The sequence below is a fragment of the Stenotrophomonas sp. PA-6-5C genome (assembly GCF_021605635.1).
Classification (GTDB): Bacteria; Pseudomonadota; Gammaproteobacteria; order Xanthomonadales; family Xanthomonadaceae; genus Stenotrophomonas; species Stenotrophomonas lactitubi.
This window is the reverse complement of record NZ_WKEE01000005.1, coordinates 96,802-112,821: the sequence shown is the minus strand read 5'-3', so window position 1 is coordinate 112,821 and position 16,020 is coordinate 96,802. Positions and strand designations below refer to the sequence as shown.

14 protein-coding genes are annotated in these 16,020 nt (G+C 67.3%); 12 read left to right on the top strand and 2 right to left on the bottom strand.

The window, feature by feature from the left end; genetic code table 11:
• Positions 1-124: 124 nt before the first annotated feature.
• Entirely contained in the window at positions 125-2,182 is a 2,058-nt protein-coding gene (locus GIW57_RS03500) for a bifunctional diguanylate cyclase/phosphodiesterase (RefSeq protein ID WP_236509166.1), read from the bottom strand.
• A gap of 148 nt (positions 2,183-2,330) precedes the next feature.
• On the opposite strand from GIW57_RS03500, the gene radA reads away from it, so the two are divergent.
• From radA to GIW57_RS03480, 4 genes are all read left to right on the top strand, one after another.
• Positions 2,331-3,707 carry a DNA repair protein RadA gene (gene radA, locus GIW57_RS03495; RefSeq protein ID WP_089239626.1) on the top strand — a complete coding sequence of 459 codons (1,377 nt, stop codon included), beginning with the start codon at positions 2,331-2,333 and terminating at the stop codon, positions 3,705-3,707.
• 176 nt (positions 3,708-3,883) lie between these two features.
• Positions 3,884-5,740, top strand: a complete 1,857-nt coding sequence (locus tag GIW57_RS03490; RefSeq protein WP_236509165.1) for an ATP-binding protein — start codon at positions 3,884-3,886, stop codon at positions 5,738-5,740.
• 48 nt (positions 5,741-5,788) lie between these two features.
• Positions 5,789-8,095 (top strand): tetratricopeptide repeat protein, encoded by a 2,307-nt coding sequence (locus GIW57_RS03485; RefSeq protein WP_236509164.1) that lies wholly within the window; start codon positions 5,789-5,791, stop codon positions 8,093-8,095.
• A 136-nt stretch (positions 8,096-8,231) separates the two neighbouring features.
• Positions 8,232-8,696: a YbjP/YqhG family protein gene (locus tag GIW57_RS03480; RefSeq protein WP_236509163.1), complete on the top strand. Its 465-nt coding sequence runs from the start codon at positions 8,232-8,234 to the stop codon at positions 8,694-8,696.
• A 68-nt stretch (positions 8,697-8,764) separates the two neighbouring features.
• Here GIW57_RS03480 and ccsA read toward each other — a convergent pair whose 3' ends face one another.
• Positions 8,765-9,559: a cytochrome c biogenesis protein CcsA gene (ccsA, locus tag GIW57_RS03475; RefSeq protein ID WP_100463993.1), complete on the bottom strand. Its 795-nt coding sequence runs from the start codon at positions 9,557-9,559 to the stop codon at positions 8,765-8,767.
• Positions 9,560-9,681: 122 nt separating this feature from the next.
• On the opposite strand from ccsA, the gene ffh reads away from it, so the two are divergent.
• The 8 genes from ffh to trmD all read left to right on the top strand — a co-directional run bounded on the left by ffh (position 9,682) and on the right by trmD (position 16,005).
• Positions 9,682-11,058, top strand: a complete 1,377-nt coding sequence (gene ffh, locus GIW57_RS03470; RefSeq protein ID WP_099821058.1) for a signal recognition particle protein — start codon at positions 9,682-9,684, stop codon at positions 11,056-11,058.
• Positions 11,059-11,113: 55 nt separating this feature from the next.
• Complete coding sequence (locus tag GIW57_RS03465) at positions 11,114-11,548, top strand: hypothetical protein (protein ID WP_236509162.1); 435 nt, start codon at positions 11,114-11,116, stop codon at positions 11,546-11,548.
• An 88-nt stretch (positions 11,549-11,636) separates the two neighbouring features.
• Positions 11,637-12,713, top strand: a complete 1,077-nt coding sequence (locus tag GIW57_RS03460) for a nitronate monooxygenase (protein WP_236509161.1) — start codon at positions 11,637-11,639, stop codon at positions 12,711-12,713.
• Positions 12,710-13,492, top strand: a complete 783-nt coding sequence (locus tag GIW57_RS03455; RefSeq protein ID WP_236509160.1) for an aminotransferase class IV family protein — start codon at positions 12,710-12,712, stop codon at positions 13,490-13,492. The genes GIW57_RS03460 and GIW57_RS03455 overlap by 4 nt, the downstream gene beginning before the upstream one ends.
• Positions 13,493-13,620: 128 nt before the next feature.
• A complete protein-coding gene (locus GIW57_RS03450) occupies positions 13,621-14,229 on the top strand; it encodes a suppressor of fused domain protein (RefSeq protein ID WP_236509159.1) in 609 nt (202 codons plus the stop codon).
• A gap of 190 nt (positions 14,230-14,419) precedes the next feature.
• The gene (gene rpsP / locus GIW57_RS03445; protein WP_025873821.1) at positions 14,420-14,680 is read left to right on the top strand and encodes a 30S ribosomal protein S16; all 261 of its coding nucleotides are present in this window, start codon (positions 14,420-14,422) and stop codon (positions 14,678-14,680) included.
• Positions 14,681-14,725: 45 nt separating this feature from the next.
• Positions 14,726-15,238: a ribosome maturation factor RimM gene (gene rimM, locus GIW57_RS03440; RefSeq protein WP_236509158.1), complete on the top strand. Its 513-nt coding sequence runs from the start codon at positions 14,726-14,728 to the stop codon at positions 15,236-15,238.
• An 8-nt stretch (positions 15,239-15,246) separates the two neighbouring features.
• A complete protein-coding gene (gene trmD, locus GIW57_RS03435; RefSeq protein ID WP_236509157.1) occupies positions 15,247-16,005 on the top strand; it encodes a tRNA (guanosine(37)-N1)-methyltransferase TrmD in 759 nt (252 codons plus the stop codon).
• The last annotated feature ends 15 nt before the right edge of the window (positions 16,006-16,020 follow it).

The window sequence follows — 16,020 nt, the reverse complement described above, 5'->3', positions numbered from 1 at the left end:
GCCACGCAGAAAGGCCGCCTCCGGGCGGCCTTTCTGTTTGTTGCGCGATCGTGGGGATGCGGTTGCCGTTCAATGCACCCGGAGGATGCAGTAGATCCACGCCATGCGTGGATGCGGTTGCCTCTCAACCCACCTTGCGCAGGAATTCCTCGGCGTCCATCGGCCGCCCCAGGTGATAACCCTGCAGCTGGTCGCATCCCAGCTCACTCAGGTAATCCCGCTGCGCCTGGGTCTCTACGCCCTCGGCCACCACCTGCAGCTGCAGGGTGCGGCCCAGCGCGATGATCGAGGACACGATGGCCGCATCCTCGTCATTGCGTTCGAGGTCATGCACGAACGCCCGGTCGATCTTCAGCTCGGTGGCGGGCATGCGCTTGAGGTACAGCAGGCTGGAATAGCCGGTGCCGAAGTCGTCGATGGCGATGTGCACGCCCATCGCGGTCAGATCGTTGAGGATCGCCAGGCTGGCTTCGACATCCTTCATCGCCGTGGTTTCAGTGATCTCCAGGGTCAACCGCGCCGGGTCGATGCGATGCCGTTCCAGCACCGACCGCACGCTGTCCAGCAGGGCCGGCGAGGCGAACTGCAGCGGCGACAGATTCACCGCCATCGTCCATTCGCTGTGTCCGCCGTCATGCCAGGCCCGCAGCTGCGCGCAGGCCTGGTCCAGCACCCAGTCGCCGATCGGCAGGATCAGGCCGCTGCGCTCGGCGATGGGAATGAACACGTCCGGTGCCAGCAACCCCAGCTCCGGATGCTGCCAGCGCAGCAGCGCCTCGGCGCCGGTGGCGGGCGCATCGGCCGCCGGGAATTTCGGCTGGTAGTGCAGCAGCAGTTCGTTGCGCGCGATCGCCTTGCGCAGGTCCTGCAGCAGGCGCAGCTGGCGGTTGGCACTGAGCTGCATCGAGGGGATGAAGAAGGTGTAGCCGTTCCGGCCGGTTTCCTTGGTGTGGTACATCGCCGCATCGGCATGTGCCATCAACTCGCGTTCGTCGCTGGCATCGTCCGGATACAGGGCAATGCCCAGGCTGGCGGTGACCTGCAGTTCCGCCGCATCCAGCACGAAGGGTTCGCTGGCCGCCGCGATCACCCGCTCGGCGACCACCACCGCATCGTCAGGGGCATCAATGGCCAGCACGATCACGAACTCGTCGCCGCCGAGGCGGGCGAGGGTGTCCTGCGGCCGCAGCTGCGCCCCCACGCGCTGGGCCACCGCGACCAGCAGGCGATCACCCAGCTGGTGGCCATAGGCATCGTTGACGGCCTTGAAGCCGTCCAGGTCGCAGAACATCACCGCCACCGACTGCTGGCGGCGTTGCGCCTTCTCGATGGCCTGCTCGATCCGATCCTGCAGCAGCATGCGGTTCGGCAGCTGGGTCAGCGGATCGTGCAGTGCCGCCTGGATCAGCTTGTCATTGGCGTGCGCCAGGGAATCAGCCAGAAGACCCGTGCGCACGCGCATCTGGCGGTCGAACAGCGAGGCAACCAGGGCGATGCCCAGCGTGGCGAGGGTGGTCACGATCACCAGCACTGCCAGCCAGCGGGGATCGATGCCGCCGCTACCGACCGCGCCGCAGACGCTGCCTGCCGGGAAACGCGCGGCGGCCATGCCGGTGTAGTGCATGCCGACGATGGCCAGGCCCATCACCAGCGACGCCAGTACCCGCAGGCGCACCGTGTTGCGTTGCTCTACACGTAGCCGGAAGGCGATCCACAGTGCTGCACCGGCGGCGCCGATGGCCACCGCGATCGACGCGGCAAACCAGCCGGGGTGGTAATCGATGCCGGGCTGCATCCGCATCGCGGCCATGCCCAGGTAGTGCATCGCCGCGATACCCAGTCCCATCAGCACCGCACCGGCGGCCAGCCGCTGCACCGGCAGGCTGGGCCGCGACACCAGCCACAGCGCATAGGCCGACGCGCCGATCGACACGGCCAGCGAATACAGGGTGATCGCCAGGTCGAATCCGACTGGAATCGGCAGCTCGAACGCCAGCATCGCGATGAAGTGCATCGACCAGATGCCCAGGCCCATCGCGGCGGCACCGCCGGCCAGCCACCAGCGGGCGACCCGGCCCTCGGCCGTGGCCAGGCGGCCGGCCATGTCAAGTGCGGTATACGACGCCAGCATGGCCACCAGCAGCGAGATGGCGACCAGGCCCTGACTGTAACTACCAGTCATGTTGAATCCAGAGGAAAAGGGAGGGGCGCCCGCAAGGCGCACGCCCGCCACCGCTATCGGCACCGGCGGGTGGGACTTGAGTGGTCGCAGCAGCTGCGACCCGGCTCGGCTATCCTGCCACGCTCGTTGCCCCTGCAGGAAATTCCCGATGGCCAAAGCCCGCACCGCGTATGTCTGCAATGAATGCGGCGCCGAATACAGCAAGTGGCAAGGCCAGTGCACCGAGTGCAATGCCTGGAACGCGCTGTCGGAAATCGTCCTTGAGAGTGCTGCGGCGGCCAAGGCGCCCGCCTCGCGCCGTGCAGGCTGGGCCGGCAAGATCGACCCGCCGAAGATCACCGCGCTGAAAGACGTGGCGCAGACCGAGCACAACCGGGTCAGCACCGGCATCGGTGAATTCGACCGCGTGCTCGGTGGCGGCCTGGTCGAGGGCGCGGTGGTGCTGGTCGGTGGCGACCCGGGCATCGGCAAGTCCACCCTGCTGCTGCAGGCCGTGGCCAAGATGGCCGCGGTGCTGCCGGTGCTCTATGTCACCGGTGAAGAATCACTGGCCCAGGTTGCCGGTCGTGCGCACCGGCTGGAGCTGCCGCTGGAGGGCGTCAACGCGCTGGCCGAGACCGGTGTCGAGTCCATCCTGCAGCACGCCACCAAGAGTGGGCCGCGGCTGATCGTGGCCGACTCGGTACAGACGCTCTGGACCGAGACGCTGACTGCCGCGCCCGGTTCGGTCAGCCAGGTGCGCGAGAGCGCTGCGCGGCTGGTGCGCTTCGCCAAGGAAACCGGAACCGCGGTGTTCCTGGTCGGTCATGTGACCAAGGAAGGCGGCATCGCCGGCCCGCGCGTGCTGGAACACATGGTCGATGCCGTGCTGTATTTCGAAGGCGAGAGCGGCAGCCGCTTCCGCCTGCTGCGCGCCTTCAAGAACCGCTTCGGTGCGGTCAACGAGCTGGGCGTGTTCGCGATGGGCGACAAAGGCCTGAAGGAGGTCTCCAATCCGTCGGCGATCTTCCTGTCCGGTGCCAGCACGCACCAGCCGGGCAGCTGCGTGATGGTCACCCGCGAGGGTACCCGGCCGCTGCTGGTGGAAGTGCAGGCGCTGGTCGACGCCTCGCCGCTGTCCAATCCGCGCCGCGTGGCGGTGGGGCTGGAGCAGAACCGTCTGGCCATGCTGCTGGCGGTGCTGCATCGGCATGGAGGCGTAATGGTGGGCGACCAGGACGTATTCGTGAACGTCGTCGGTGGCATCCGCGTGCAGGAGACCGCTGCCGACCTGCCGGTGCTGCTGGCGGTGCTGTCCTCGCTGCAGGACCGTCCGCTGGCCGAGAAGACCATCGCGTTCGGCGAAGTCGGCCTGTCCGGTGAGATCCGGCCGGTACCCAACGGCGAGGATCGCCTGCGCGAGGCCGCGACCCACGGCTTCAAGCGCGCGATCGTGCCCAAGGCCAATGCACCCAAGGGCGGCTCGGTGAAGGGGATGGAAGTGATCGCGGTCGAACGCCTGTCCGAGGCCATCGACGCGGCGTGATGCCGGTACTGTAGAGCCGAGCCCATGCTCCGCTGCTTTTCCGGCAAAGGGCAGCCGAGCGTGGGCTCGGCTCTACAAACGTCACATACGGCAACGGTCAGTCTGCTTGTGCTAGTTTTCCCAGCTCGACGAAGGCGCCCCCTGGCGCCTTTCCGTGGCAAGGAGTAATCGATTACATGCAGGACCCGATGTTCAGCACCCCCGCCGCCGAAATCCGCCGCGCCGGGGTCGATCTCAATGGACTGATGACGGTGCTGGGCAAGCACCTGTATTCCACCCCGATGGTGGCGCTGCGTGAGCTGGTGCAGAACGCGCACGATTCGATCATCCGTCGCCGTATCGAGCAGCCCGGCATCCAGAGTGTGTCGCGCATCGACGTGCAGGTCGATGTCGCCGCGGGCGTGCTGCGCATCACCGACACCGGTGCCGGCCTGACCCGGCAGGAAATCCACGATTACCTGGCCACGGTCGGTGTCGGTTACACCCGCGGCCTGCGCCAGGACGGCGAGGACAACGATGGCCTGATCGGCATGTTCGGCCTGGGCTTCCTGTCGGCCTTCGTGCTGGCGCGCCGTGTCAGCGTGCGTACCACCTCCTACCAGGCACCCGAGCTGGGCCACCTGTACGTGTCCAGCAATGCCGAGCAGTACACCGTCAGCGAAGTGCCGGCACGCGCGATCGGCACCGAGGTCGAGCTGGAGCTGCATCCGGACTTCCTGCCGCTGGCCAACGAAGCGCGCCTGCACGAGGTGCTGGGCCGCTACTGCGCGCTGCTGTCCGAGCCGATCTTCATCGGTGCGGCGACCGCCGCGATCAATCCCGAACCGCCGCCTTGGCGCGGGCAGGGTGACGTCGTGCTGCATCCGGTGCAGGCACGCCGCCAGGCGCAGCAGTTCGCTGCCCGCTTCGAACATGATTTCGAGCCCATCGTGACGATGCCGCTGCAGTCCGATGGCAGCAGTGATGCCGTCGGCATGCTCTGGGTGCAGGACGGTGCCACCTATGGCACCAGCGACAACCGCAACCTGTCGGTGTTCGTGCGCGGCATGCTGCTGGACGACGATGCGCGCGACCTGCTGCCGCCGTGGGCCGGTTTCATCGGCGGGGTGATCGAATCGTCGAAGCTGACCCCGACCGCCAGCCGCGAGGACCTGCAGCGCGATGACCACTATCGCGCCGTACAGCACGCTCTGCTGGAAGCGCTGATCGATGGCCTGGCCGACGTCGCGCGTCAGCAGCCCGAAGCCTGGCGACGCGTGCTCAGCCGCCACAACGAAGCCCTGCTGGGCGCGGCGCTGTGCGATGAGCGCCTGTTCGACCTGCTGCTGGAACACGTGCGCGTGCCGACCTCGCAGGGTGACCTGCCGGCCAGCGCGTTGCCGGCACGTGGCGCGGTGCATGTGATCCTCGACAACGGTGGCGGCTTCGAGGAAATGCTGTTCCGTGCGATGGGCGTGCCGGTCGCGCATGGCCATCGCTATGCGGTGGTGCCTTTCCTGCGCCGCTGGGCCCAGGCCAAGGGCCTGCGCCTGGTCGAACTCGGTACCGAACAGGGCAATCGCGCACTGTTCCGCACCGACGACAGCCTTGACGATACGCAGTTGGCTTGGCTTCGCGAACACCTGGGCGATGGCGAGCAGCTGCTGCCGGCGCGGTTCAGCCCCGAGGCGCTGCCGGTGGTGGTGGTGCCCGACCGCGAAGCCGAACTGAAACAGCGCCTGGAAGACGACGAGAACGACAAGCGCGTATCGATGGCCGCATTGCGACTGGCGCGCCAGTTCACCGCGCGCATCGAGGCGCGTGCACCGTCGCGGCTCTACCTCAACCTGGACAATCCAGCGGTGCAGGCCTTGCTGCAGGCCCAGCGCGATGGCCACCCGCAGGCGTCGTCGGCCGCCCGCCTGCTGCGCTCGCTGAAGATCATCGTGTCCGCGCAGGGCAGGCCGTTGCAGCGGAGTGCGGCGACGCCGGGCCCCGATCTCAATAGTGCATTTACCGATATTGCCGGTGCCCTGCAGCAGATGCTGCGCTGAGCACCGCCCCCTCTCATCCAGCCTTCGCTAGACAGGAGCATTACCCCCATGGATATCTGGAACTGGGTCGAAAAACTGCAGGAAGACCTGCGCCAGGCCGGGCAGGCACAGAACGCCCACCTGCTGACCCGCCTTGCCGATGAAGTCAGTGAACTGCAGGTCGACCGCGTCGATGCACTGCTGCCCGAAGCACGCGCGTTGGGCAAGGCGCTGGACAACCCCTGGGTCGACGTCTATGTCGGCCATTGGGCGCTGCGCAACCGCGTCGGCAACCGCGTCGAAGGTGAAAGTGCGCTGGGCGAGTCGGTGGCGCTGTTCGAGCGCGCACACCGTGCCGATACCCTGGACTGCCCGCAGTCGATCTGCGTCACCCAGGATCTTGCCGCCTGCTACGGCAACATCGATGGTCCGGGCTGGGTGCCCGAGCGCATCGAGGTCTGCGACGAGACGCTGGGCCGCATCGACCCGAGCTGGGCCTGTTTCCAGTGCCTGAGCTGCGAGAAGGCCGACGCGCTGCTGGACGACGGCCGCGGCCAGGACGCGCTGGATTACCTGCAGGCGCAGGCGGCGGCGATCCAGGCGCGCGGCAAGGAAGTGTTCGACAGCTTCCCGGAAATGCAGATCAAGATCCTGCTGGCCAGCGGCCGTGCGGCGGAGGCGCTGGCACTGATCGAGCAGCGCGAGGCCGAAGTGGCCGCTGCAGGCGAATACGAGCCGGCCAACTGCACGGTGCCGCGTCGGCTGTCCAAGGCCTGGGCGCTGGCCCAGCTGGGGCGTGATGAAGAGGCGCTGCAGCAGCTGGTGCCCTGGAGCGAGCTGACGCCGAACCACTGGCGGCTGTGGGCCAATACGGCTTCGACGCTGTGCAGTCGTGATGGCGAACGCAACACCTGGGATCTCGGCACGCGCTTCAACACCATCATCGAGCACTTCGCCACTGTTGGCGCGCATCGCCTGGTGATCGAGATCGCTGCGTTGAGCCTGGAACTGGCCCTGCAGCGCGGTGCGCGCTGGGTGGCGCAGCGCCAGCTCGGCCTGGCCCGCACCCATCTGGCGCAGCTGCGGCAGGACCGTGGCGCTGCCGCGCTGGTGGCTGGCTTGGCGGCACGGATCGAGGCGCTGCCGGAAATGGCACCGCTGCCGGTGCCTGCCGATGAACTGCTGGCGTGGCTGCAAGCGCAGGGCGAACAGAACCAGTCACGCGATCCCGAGCGTGAAGCGCAGTGGCTGCTGCAGGCGCACGCCGAGCGGCCGGACGACGGCGCGCTGGCAGAGGTGGCCGCTTCGGCGCTGCATGCCTGTGGCGCGAAGACCGAAGCGCAGGCACTGCTGTGGGACTTCGTGCGCGGCCACGCGCAGGAAGATGGTGCAGCGGCTTACACGCTGATGCGTTGGCTGGCCGAGCAGGGCGATGATGACGGCCTGCGCAGGCTGGCCGCGACCTACCGCGACAGCGTGCCGGTGTTCGCGCACTGGTGCGAGGTGCAGCGCGCACGGCGCGCGTCCGACTGGCCGGCACTGGAACAGGCCGCGCAGGCGTTGCTGGCGTTGTCGCCGGGCTCGAACGGCGCACGCGGGACGCTTGCCCGCATGTACATGGAGACCGGCCGCTTCAGCGAGGCGCAGGCCTGCTATGCGCAGCTGGTGGAACTGCTGGAAGAGTCCAACGCCGCGCACTGGGATCACATGAGTGCGGCCAGCGCGGCGCGCGACTGGGATGCGGTGCGCCGCTCGGCAGCAGCGATCGGCATGGAACTGTCCAGCCAGCAGGGCGTGGTCGAAGAGCCCTGGGGCTGGGTGATCATCCGCAGCGAAGAAGGCGGCGAGCCGATGGAGTACTACGCCCGCCGCAGCGGCCCGGTGACCGCGCGCATCGTCGAGAACGCACCGGCCAACCGTGCGCAGCAGGTGGGTGACTGGGTGGTGTTCGACGCCGGCCTGGTGCACCCCGCGCCAGAGGACGAAGCGGAGCGCGAGCACTTCATTCCGACCTATGCGCAGGTGCATGTGCTGGAGCGGGGTGGTTTCGCACGCAGCTGGCTGATCGACGGCGCGCACCCCGGTGAAGATGCATGGAACGCTTTCGTGGAAGCGGCCGAGGCACAGGGCTGGCAGGTCTGGTCGCACAGCCGTGCGGACTACACCGTGACCGATCCGGACGCGGAAGACGGCACGCTGCCGGGTCTGTTGTTCACTGTCGCCCAGCCGCAGGATCACGCGCCGCTGGCGCTGCACCGCTTCCTGCAGCAGGCGACGGCGGATTGGGCGCACCCGCACTGCTGGCTGCGCCTGGCCGAGGCCTGCGACCAGGATCGCCAGCCGCACCTGGACGTGATCGAGCGGTACGGGCTGTAATCCCTGCCGCGCTGCGGGCTCGCCGGGCAATGCCCGGCGCGACCCATGCGTGTTGCCGGTAGTGCCGGCCGCTGGCCGGCAACCCCATGGGATCCTGTGTTGCCGGCCAGCGGCCGGCACTACCAAGGAACTGGATATGCGAAAGACAGGGATGTTGGTGATCGCCGGCCTGCTGTTGGCCTCCACCGCACAAGCCGCGCCGGCCTGCCAGCAACCGGCCGAGGTGGCACGTGCCTTCTTCGAAGCGACCATCGGCAAGGGCGACCTGCTGCAGCCGCCGCAGGCACTGGTCAGCGCGGCATTTGCCAAGGCGCTGCACGCCGAGCGTGCCTGCCAGGTGCGCGAAGAGGGCATCTGCACGCTCGATTCCGATCCGTGGCTGGACGCGCAGGACGGGGACATCGACGGCGCCGTGCGCTACAGCTGGAAGCAGGCTTCCGCCACGGCGGGCCAGGTCGAGATGGGCTATGCGGTATGGAACAAGGCCTACGTGACGCGGTTGCCGATGGTACGCAAGGGCGAGGGCTGCTGGCAGGTCGATGACATCCTCACCAACAGCGGCCGCTCGGTGCGCAGGATCCTGGCCCAGCCAGTGCCTTGAGCATCCGGGGCATCCACGCATGGCGTGGATCTACTGGCTCCGATTGCCGACCGTTGGTCGGCACGCCTCTATCGCGAATGCCCGAACACCAGTTCGATCACGAACTGGCTGCCGAAGAACGCCAGCAGCAGCAACAGCATCGCCGTCAGCGTCCAGTGCACCGCCTTCGTGCCGCGCCAGCCATAGCGACGGCGGCCGATCAGCAGTACGCCGAACACGATCCACGACAGCACGCTCAGCACCGTCTTGTGCACCAGTTTCTGCGCCAGCAGGTCGTCGACGAACAACACACCGGTGACCAGGGTCAGGGTCAGCAGGGCGAAGCCGACGGTGATCACCCGGAACAGCAGCGATTCCAGGTCGGCCATCGGCGGCAGCGCACGCAGCCACGGACGGAACTCGCGGCGGCGCAGCGCACGCTCCTGCAGCCACAGCATGATCGCCAGCAGCGCTGCGATGCTCAACGTGGCGTAGGCCAGCAGGGCCAGCCAGGCGTGGCTGGCCAGGCGCCAACCCAGCAGCTTGCTCGGTTCGTGGCCGTAGCCGTGGTAAACCACCAGCAGCAGCGCGGCCAGCGGGAACACCACCACGCCCAGGGTGGACATGCGCCCGCGCGCGCCCACCAGCGAGGTCAGCCAGGCCATGCCCAGGCCCACCAGCGACAGCGCGGCGAAGAAGTGCATGTCCGGTCCGCCGGTCGTGCGCATCGCCACCAGCACGTGGTAGCCGCCATGCAGCAGCATCGCCGGCAGCGCAGGCCACAGCCAGGCCGGCGAGGTCACCCCGTCGTCGCGACCAAGGGCGCGCACCAGCAGGGCGCTGGCGGCCAGGTAGAGCAGGACGGCGATGAGAACGATTGTCATCGTTGAAGTTTCGCATACCCCCGGGGTGCTGGCGACGGGCCTGGCGTCGCAGTCCGGGGAGCGCGGTGGACCCGTTATACTGTGGGCCTTATTGTCCCCCGCTTTCAGACAGGTTGCGCCGCATGTTCGAGTCCCTGACCCAGCGCCTTTCCGGCACCATCGAGCGCCTGCGCGGCCGTGGCCGCCTGACCGAAGAGAACATCCGCGAGGCGACCCGCGAGGTCCGCATCGCGCTGCTCGAAGCCGACGTCGCGCTGCCGGTGGTGCAGGCCCTGATCGAGCGCATCAAGGTGCGTGCGGTCGGCCAGGAAGTGCTGAAGTCGCTGACCCCGGGCCAGGCCCTGATCAAGGTCGTGCGCGACGAGCTGACCGCGGTGATGGGCGCCGAAGCCAGCGACCTGAACCTCAACGTTCCCGCTCCGGCCATCATCCTGATGGCGGGCCTGCAGGGCGCCGGCAAGACCACCACGGTCGGCAAGCTGGCCAAGCACCTGAAGGAAAAGCGCAAGAAGAAGGTGATGGTGGTCTCGGCCGACGTCTACCGTCCGGCGGCGATCGAGCAGCTGAAGACGCTGGCCGAGCAGGTGGGCGTGCTGTTCTTCCCGTCCAGCGCCGAGCAGAAGCCGGAGGCCATCGTCCGCGCCGCCATCGACGATGCACGCAAGTCGTTCGTCGACGTGCTGCTGGTCGATACCGCCGGCCGCCTCGCCATCGACGAAGCGATGATGGCCGAGATCAAGGCCCTGCACGCCGCGGTCAACCCGGCGGAAACCCTGTTCGTGGTCGACGCCATGACCGGCCAGGACGCGGCCAACACCGCCAAGGCCTTCGGCGATGCATTGCCGCTGACCGGCGTGGTGCTGACCAAGACCGATGGTGACGCCCGTGGCGGCGCCGCGCTGAGCGTGCGCTACATCACCGGCAAGCCGATCAAGTTCGTCGGTGTCAGCGAAAAGCCGGAAGGCCTGGACGTGTTCCACCCGGACCGTATCGCCAGCCGCATCCTCGACATGGGCGACGTGCTGTCGCTGGTCGAGCAGGTCGAGCAGCAGGTCGACAAGGACAAGGCGCAGAAGCTGGCCGAGAAGGTCGCCAAGGGCAAGAAGTTCGATCTGAACGACATGCGCGACCAGCTTGAGCAGATGCAGAACATGGGCGGCATCGGCGGCCTGATGGACAAGCTGCCGGGCCTGGGCCAGATTCCCGAGCATCTCAAGCAGCAGGTCAGCCAGGGCAAGGAAGTGCCGCGCATGATCGCCATCATCGGCTCGATGACCAAGAAGGAACGGCGCAACCCGAACCTGCTCAATGGCTCGCGTCGCGCCCGCATCGCCAAGGGCTCGGGCGTGACCCCGGCCGACGTCAACAAGCTCATGAAGCAGTACATGCAGATGGAAAAGATGATGAGCAAGATGGCCGGTGGCGGCATGAAGGGCATGATGCGCAGCATGAAGGGCATGATGGGCGCCATGGGCGGCCGTGGCATGCCGTTCCGCTGAGCCCACGCTGCACCGAACGCTTGAACAACCCGCGGAATCAATCAAAGGAATGTGCATGAACAAGTCGATCGTGGTGATGGCGCTGGCCCTGGGCCTGGTTGCCTGCAAGGACGACACCTCCGTGTCGCAGAAGGCCGGCAGCGCCATCAGCGGCACCGCTGCCGATTTCGTCGCTGGGCTGGGCGAGGGCGTGGACAAGAAGATGAACGTGACGCTGCAGGCCGATCCGGGCCTGGCCGCGCAGGGCCTTACCGTCACCCTCGGCAAGAGTCGTGGCATGGGCTCCAAGGACGCGGCGGTCTACGTGGTGGCCGACAAGGGCTTCAAGGGCAAGCTGGTGGCGCGTGCACTGGATGCCGAGGGCACCGAGATCGGACGCGCCAGCGCCGAGGAAGAGTTCGCCGCTGATGACGCGCGCTATGTCACGTTCAAGTTCAACGAAGAAATGGACAGCCAGCTGGTCCGCACCTACGCGGTGTCTGCACGCTGAGCAACGCGGGAGCGGATCGCCCGATGCGACGCTCCCGTCCACAATGTCTGGCGTATGCTGGCAGCGACTCCTCCCACAGGTGCGTCGCGTGAGCCTTTCGCCGATTCTCGAACGCGCCGACGATTTCTGTCGGCGTTTTTCATTGCAGCTGCCGATCCTGTTGGCACCGATGGCCGGCGCCTGTCCGGTTCCGCTTTCGGCCACGCTGGCCAACGCCGGCAGCATGGGTGCGATGGGCGCCGTGTTGTCGCCCGCGGCGGATATCGGCCGCTGGATGCAGGACTTCCGGGCCGCGTCCAGCGGGCCGGCGCAGGTGAACCTGTGGTTGCCCGATCCCGCACCGGTGCGCGATGTGGCCGCCGAGGCCGCCACGCGTGCATTCCTGGGCCAGTGGGGGCCGGAGGTTGCGGCCAGCGCAGCGGATGCCACGCCTGCCGATTTCGAGGAGCAGTTCAGTGCGCTGCTGGCGGCACGGCCGGCGGTGGCCTCGACCATCATGGGCGTGCTGTCGCCGCATCATGTGCAGCAGTTGAAGGATGCGGGCATCGCCTGGATCGCCTGCGCTACGACGCTGGCCGAAGCGCGCGCTGCGCAGGATGCGGGGGCTGACGCGGTGGTCGCCCAAGGCGCCGAAGCCGGTGGCCATCGCGGCGCCTTCGATCCGATACGTGCAGAACAGCAGCTGGTCGGCCTGTTCGCACTGCTGCCGCGGCTGGCGGACAACCTGAAGATTCCGGTGATCGCTGCGGGCGGCATCGGCGATGGTCGTGGCATTGCTGCTGCCTTGATGCTCGGGGCCAGCGCGGTGCAGATCGGCACGGCCTTCCTGCGCACACCAGAAGCAGCGGTGGCACCGGCATGGGCCGATGCGTTGGCCCGCAGCGAACCCGAAGACACCTGGCCGACCCGTGCGTTCAGTGGGCGCCTGGGCCGTGGCCTGGCGGCCGCCTACGTGCGTGCAGCCGCCGCCGAGGGCGCACCCGCGCCGCGCCCATATCCGGTGCAGCGTGGCCTGACCGGACCGATGCGCAAGCAGGCCACGCAGGAAAACCGGCTTGCCGCGATGCAGGCCTGGGCCGGGCAGTCGGCGTGGATGGCACCGGCCGCACCGGCCGCCGACGTGCTGCGTGGCATGTGGCAGCAGGCGCAGGCATTGCTGCGATGACGGTGACCTGCAACGGCGCCACGGCGCGGGCCGAAGACCTGTTGCCGGCGCTGACCAACTACGGCCACTTCACCTCGCTGCAGGTGCGCGGCCAAGCGGCGCAGGGCCTCGATCTGCATCTGCAGCGGCTTGCCCAGGCAACGCAGGAGCTGTTCGGCAGCGCGCTCGATATCGCACAGGTGCAGGCGTGGATGGCGCAGGCGCTGCAGCAGGCCGGCCAGGTCGACGCATCGATGCGGGTCACCGTGTTCTCGCGCCGTTTCGATTTCCGCGATCCGTTGGCCAGCGTGCCGGTGGATGTACTGGTTGCCGTGTCCGCACCAGTCGCGCTGACCGCTCCCAAGCGCGTACGCAGCGTGACCTGGCAGCGCGAGCTGCCGCAGATCAAGCACGTCGGCACGTTCGGCCTGTTCGCCCAGCGCCGTGCCGCGCTGGCAGCGGGTTTCGACGATGCGCTGCTGGTGGCTGCCGATGGGCAGATAAGTGAGGGCACGACCTGGAATCTGGCCGTGCATGACGGCGAACAGCTGATCTGGCCGCACGCGCCTGCGCTGCGGGGAACCGCTGAGACGCTGCTTCAGGCGGGCTGGGTGGGCGAACAGCAGATCCGCCCGCTGCAACTGAATGAGCTGGCCGGCATGCAGGCCGCCTTCGCCTGCAACGCCAGCGGGCTGTGCGCGCTGGACGCCATCGACGGTCACGTGCTGCCGGGTTCGCAGGCCCTGGCCGAACAGGGCAGGGCGGTGCTGGCCCGAGTGCCCTGGCAGGCGCTTTCCTGAACGAGGTGCGTGGCGGATGCTCGCCGGGCGTGCCTCGGCGCTAGCGTGAATACCCAGGGTGGGTAGCGCCGGGCCATGCCCGGCGGATGCTTTCGCAGCACAGCACAGTTCAGGAGTTCCAATCAGATATGGGCACAGTCACCGAGCAGCATCGCGCGGTAGCGATGCACGCGATGAAGATCATGGGCGGCGACGCACGGCCCAAGGTCCAGGCCTTTCACGATGACCGTCGCCAGCGTTCGGTCGACATCCTGACGACACTCAACGCTCCGGAAGCGGGCCTGAAGTCGATTTCGTCCATCGGACTATCTGATTTCGCTCTACGCCATTCAAATGGTCGTGAACTGGAAACGCGCGTCGAGCTTTGCGCATGTGTACCTGAGGAGAGACTGCACTGGGACAACGTCGTTGCCTCCACTGCATTTGCGATCATGCGTGATCGTGCGGCGGTGCTACCGGGCAGCGTGATTCCAGACATCCTGCTGGACTACTTCCCGTCGTCGACGATGCCGCATATTTGTCTGGTGCCTGCCTTCTTCTGGCGTGAGGGAAGGTTTGCGGGGCTGCCGCTGCCACCTCTCGCGATCAACTGGCTCCAGTGCATCGCCATCCATGAATCTGAGCGGCGTCTGATCGAGCAGATTGGCGCGGACGCGTTTGATGATCTGCCGCAACGTCACGAGGTCGACGTGTTCGATATGGATCGTGTCGCCCTGCCGGCGTTGGGCGTCGCGTGACGCCTTTGGCATTGGTTGGACGCGGGATCAGTCGCTGAATCCATCACTTTGCTGAATGAAAGCCGCCGGGCATGGCCCGGCGCTACCGGGCAGGTCCGTTTTTCCGCGGGGTTGGCTCGGCCGGAATCTGCCGCTATAATCGCCCGCTTACCGCGCCATCCTGGCGACTGGGCAATAGGAAAAAACCACCATGGTCAAGATTCGACTGACCCGCGGCGGCGCCAAGAAGCGTCCGTTCTACCACATCATCGTCACCGACGTCCGCAGCGCCCGCGACGGCCGCAACATCGAGCGCGTTGGCTTCTACAACCCGGTTGCACAGGGCGGCGAGAAGCGCATCGAGCTGGACCTGGCCCGCGTTGACCATTGGGTCAAGAACGGCGCCCAGCCGACCGAGAAAGTTCGCAACCTGATCAAGGAAGCGAGCAAGTCCCAGGCCGCTGCGGCCTGATCCTGACGGGCCGCGCCCTGGTGCGGCCCATCTGATTGAACGCAGATGAAAGATAACGAGCGCCGCATCCTGCTTGGCAGGATTGTCGGCGCTTTTGGTGTGCGCGGCGAAATAAAGCTCGAGTCCTGGACCGAGCCGCGTTCCGCTATTTTCCGTTACCAACCGTGGATCCTGCGCAGCCCCAACGGGCAGGAATCGACGCTTGAAGGCGCCCGTGGCCGGGATACCGGCAAGCACCTGGTGGCCCGTTTCCCGGGCATCGAGGATCGCGACACGGTCGAGGCGATGCATGGCACCGAGGTCTTCGTGGCCCGCAGTGCGCTGCCGCCGCCGAGTGCCGACGAGTATTACTGGGTCGATCTGGAAGGCCTGGATGTGAAGACCGTCGAAGGCGTTGCCCTCGGCCAGGTCTCGCACCTGTTCAGTACCGGCGCCAACGATGTGGTGGTCGTACGCGGTGACCGCGAGCGGATGATTCCGTTCGTCGTGCCGGAGTTCGTCAAATCCGTCGACTTCGAGGCCAATCTGGTCGTGGTCGACTGGGACCCCGAGTTCTGAGTGTGAGCATGCGTTTCGACGTCATCACCCTGTTCCCCGATTTCCTCGCCCAGTCCGCTGGGCTGGGCGTGGTCGGCCGTGCGCAGGAAAAGGGATTGTTCAGCCTGCATGGCTGGAATCCCCGTGATTACGCCGAGGGCAACTACCGCCGGGTGGACGACCGTCCGTTCGGCGGTGGCCCGGGCATGGTGATGCTGATCGAACCGCTGCAGGCCTGCCTGCAGGCGATCCGTGAGGCCGATCCGACGCCTGCGCGGGTGATCCATCTCAGCCCGCAGGGCGCACCGCTGACCCAGGCCAAGGTGCGGGAACTGGCGGCATTGCCGCGCATGGTCCTGCTCTGCGGCCGCTATGAGGGCATCGACGAGCGTTTCCTGGCCGCCAATGTCGATGAGGAGATCTCCCTCGGCGACTATGTGCTGTCCGGCGGCGAGCTGGGGGCTGCGGTCATCATCGACGCGGTGGCCCGGCTGCAGGAGGGCGCCTTGAATGACGCCGAATCGGCCGCCCAGGACAGTTTCGAAGGTGACCTCGGCCTGCTCGACTGCCCACATTACAGCCAGCCGGCCCAGCATCCGCTGGGTGACGTGCCGGACGTGCTGCGTTCGGGCAACCATGCCGCCATCGCCGCCTGGCGCCGGCAGCAGTCGTTGATCCGTACCGCGCAGCGGCGCCCGGACCTGCTGGATGAACAGGCGCTGGGCAAGGCCGACCGCAAGTTGCTGGCCCTGGCCCGCCAGGCCCCCGCAGAAAAGGGCAGGCCCTAGCGCCAGCCCCGCTTT

Coding starts and splice junctions, on each gene's coding strand:
- GIW57_RS03500 (WP_236509166.1), bottom strand. CDS start 2,182: ATGACTGGTAGTTACAGTCAGGGCCTGGTCGCCATCTCGCTGCTGGTG.
- GIW57_RS03485 (WP_236509164.1), top strand. CDS start 5,789: ATGGATATCTGGAACTGGGTCGAAAAACTGCAGGAAGACCTGCGCCAG.
- radA (WP_089239626.1), top strand. CDS start 2,331: ATGGCCAAAGCCCGCACCGCGTATGTCTGCAATGAATGCGGCGCCGAA.
- ffh (WP_099821058.1), top strand. CDS start 9,682: ATGTTCGAGTCCCTGACCCAGCGCCTTTCCGGCACCATCGAGCGCCTG.
- rpsP (WP_025873821.1), top strand. CDS start 14,420: ATGGTCAAGATTCGACTGACCCGCGGCGGCGCCAAGAAGCGTCCGTTC.
- GIW57_RS03450 (WP_236509159.1), top strand. CDS start 13,621: ATGGGCACAGTCACCGAGCAGCATCGCGCGGTAGCGATGCACGCGATG.
- rimM (WP_236509158.1), top strand. CDS start 14,726: ATGAAAGATAACGAGCGCCGCATCCTGCTTGGCAGGATTGTCGGCGCT.
- GIW57_RS03465 (WP_236509162.1), top strand. CDS start 11,114: ATGAACAAGTCGATCGTGGTGATGGCGCTGGCCCTGGGCCTGGTTGCC.
- ccsA (WP_100463993.1), bottom strand. CDS start 9,559: ATGACAATCGTTCTCATCGCCGTCCTGCTCTACCTGGCCGCCAGCGCC.
- trmD (WP_236509157.1), top strand. CDS start 15,247: ATGCGTTTCGACGTCATCACCCTGTTCCCCGATTTCCTCGCCCAGTCC.
- GIW57_RS03480 (WP_236509163.1), top strand. CDS start 8,232: ATGCGAAAGACAGGGATGTTGGTGATCGCCGGCCTGCTGTTGGCCTCC.
- GIW57_RS03490 (WP_236509165.1), top strand. CDS start 3,884: ATGCAGGACCCGATGTTCAGCACCCCCGCCGCCGAAATCCGCCGCGCC.
- GIW57_RS03455 (WP_236509160.1), top strand. CDS start 12,710: ATGACGGTGACCTGCAACGGCGCCACGGCGCGGGCCGAAGACCTGTTG.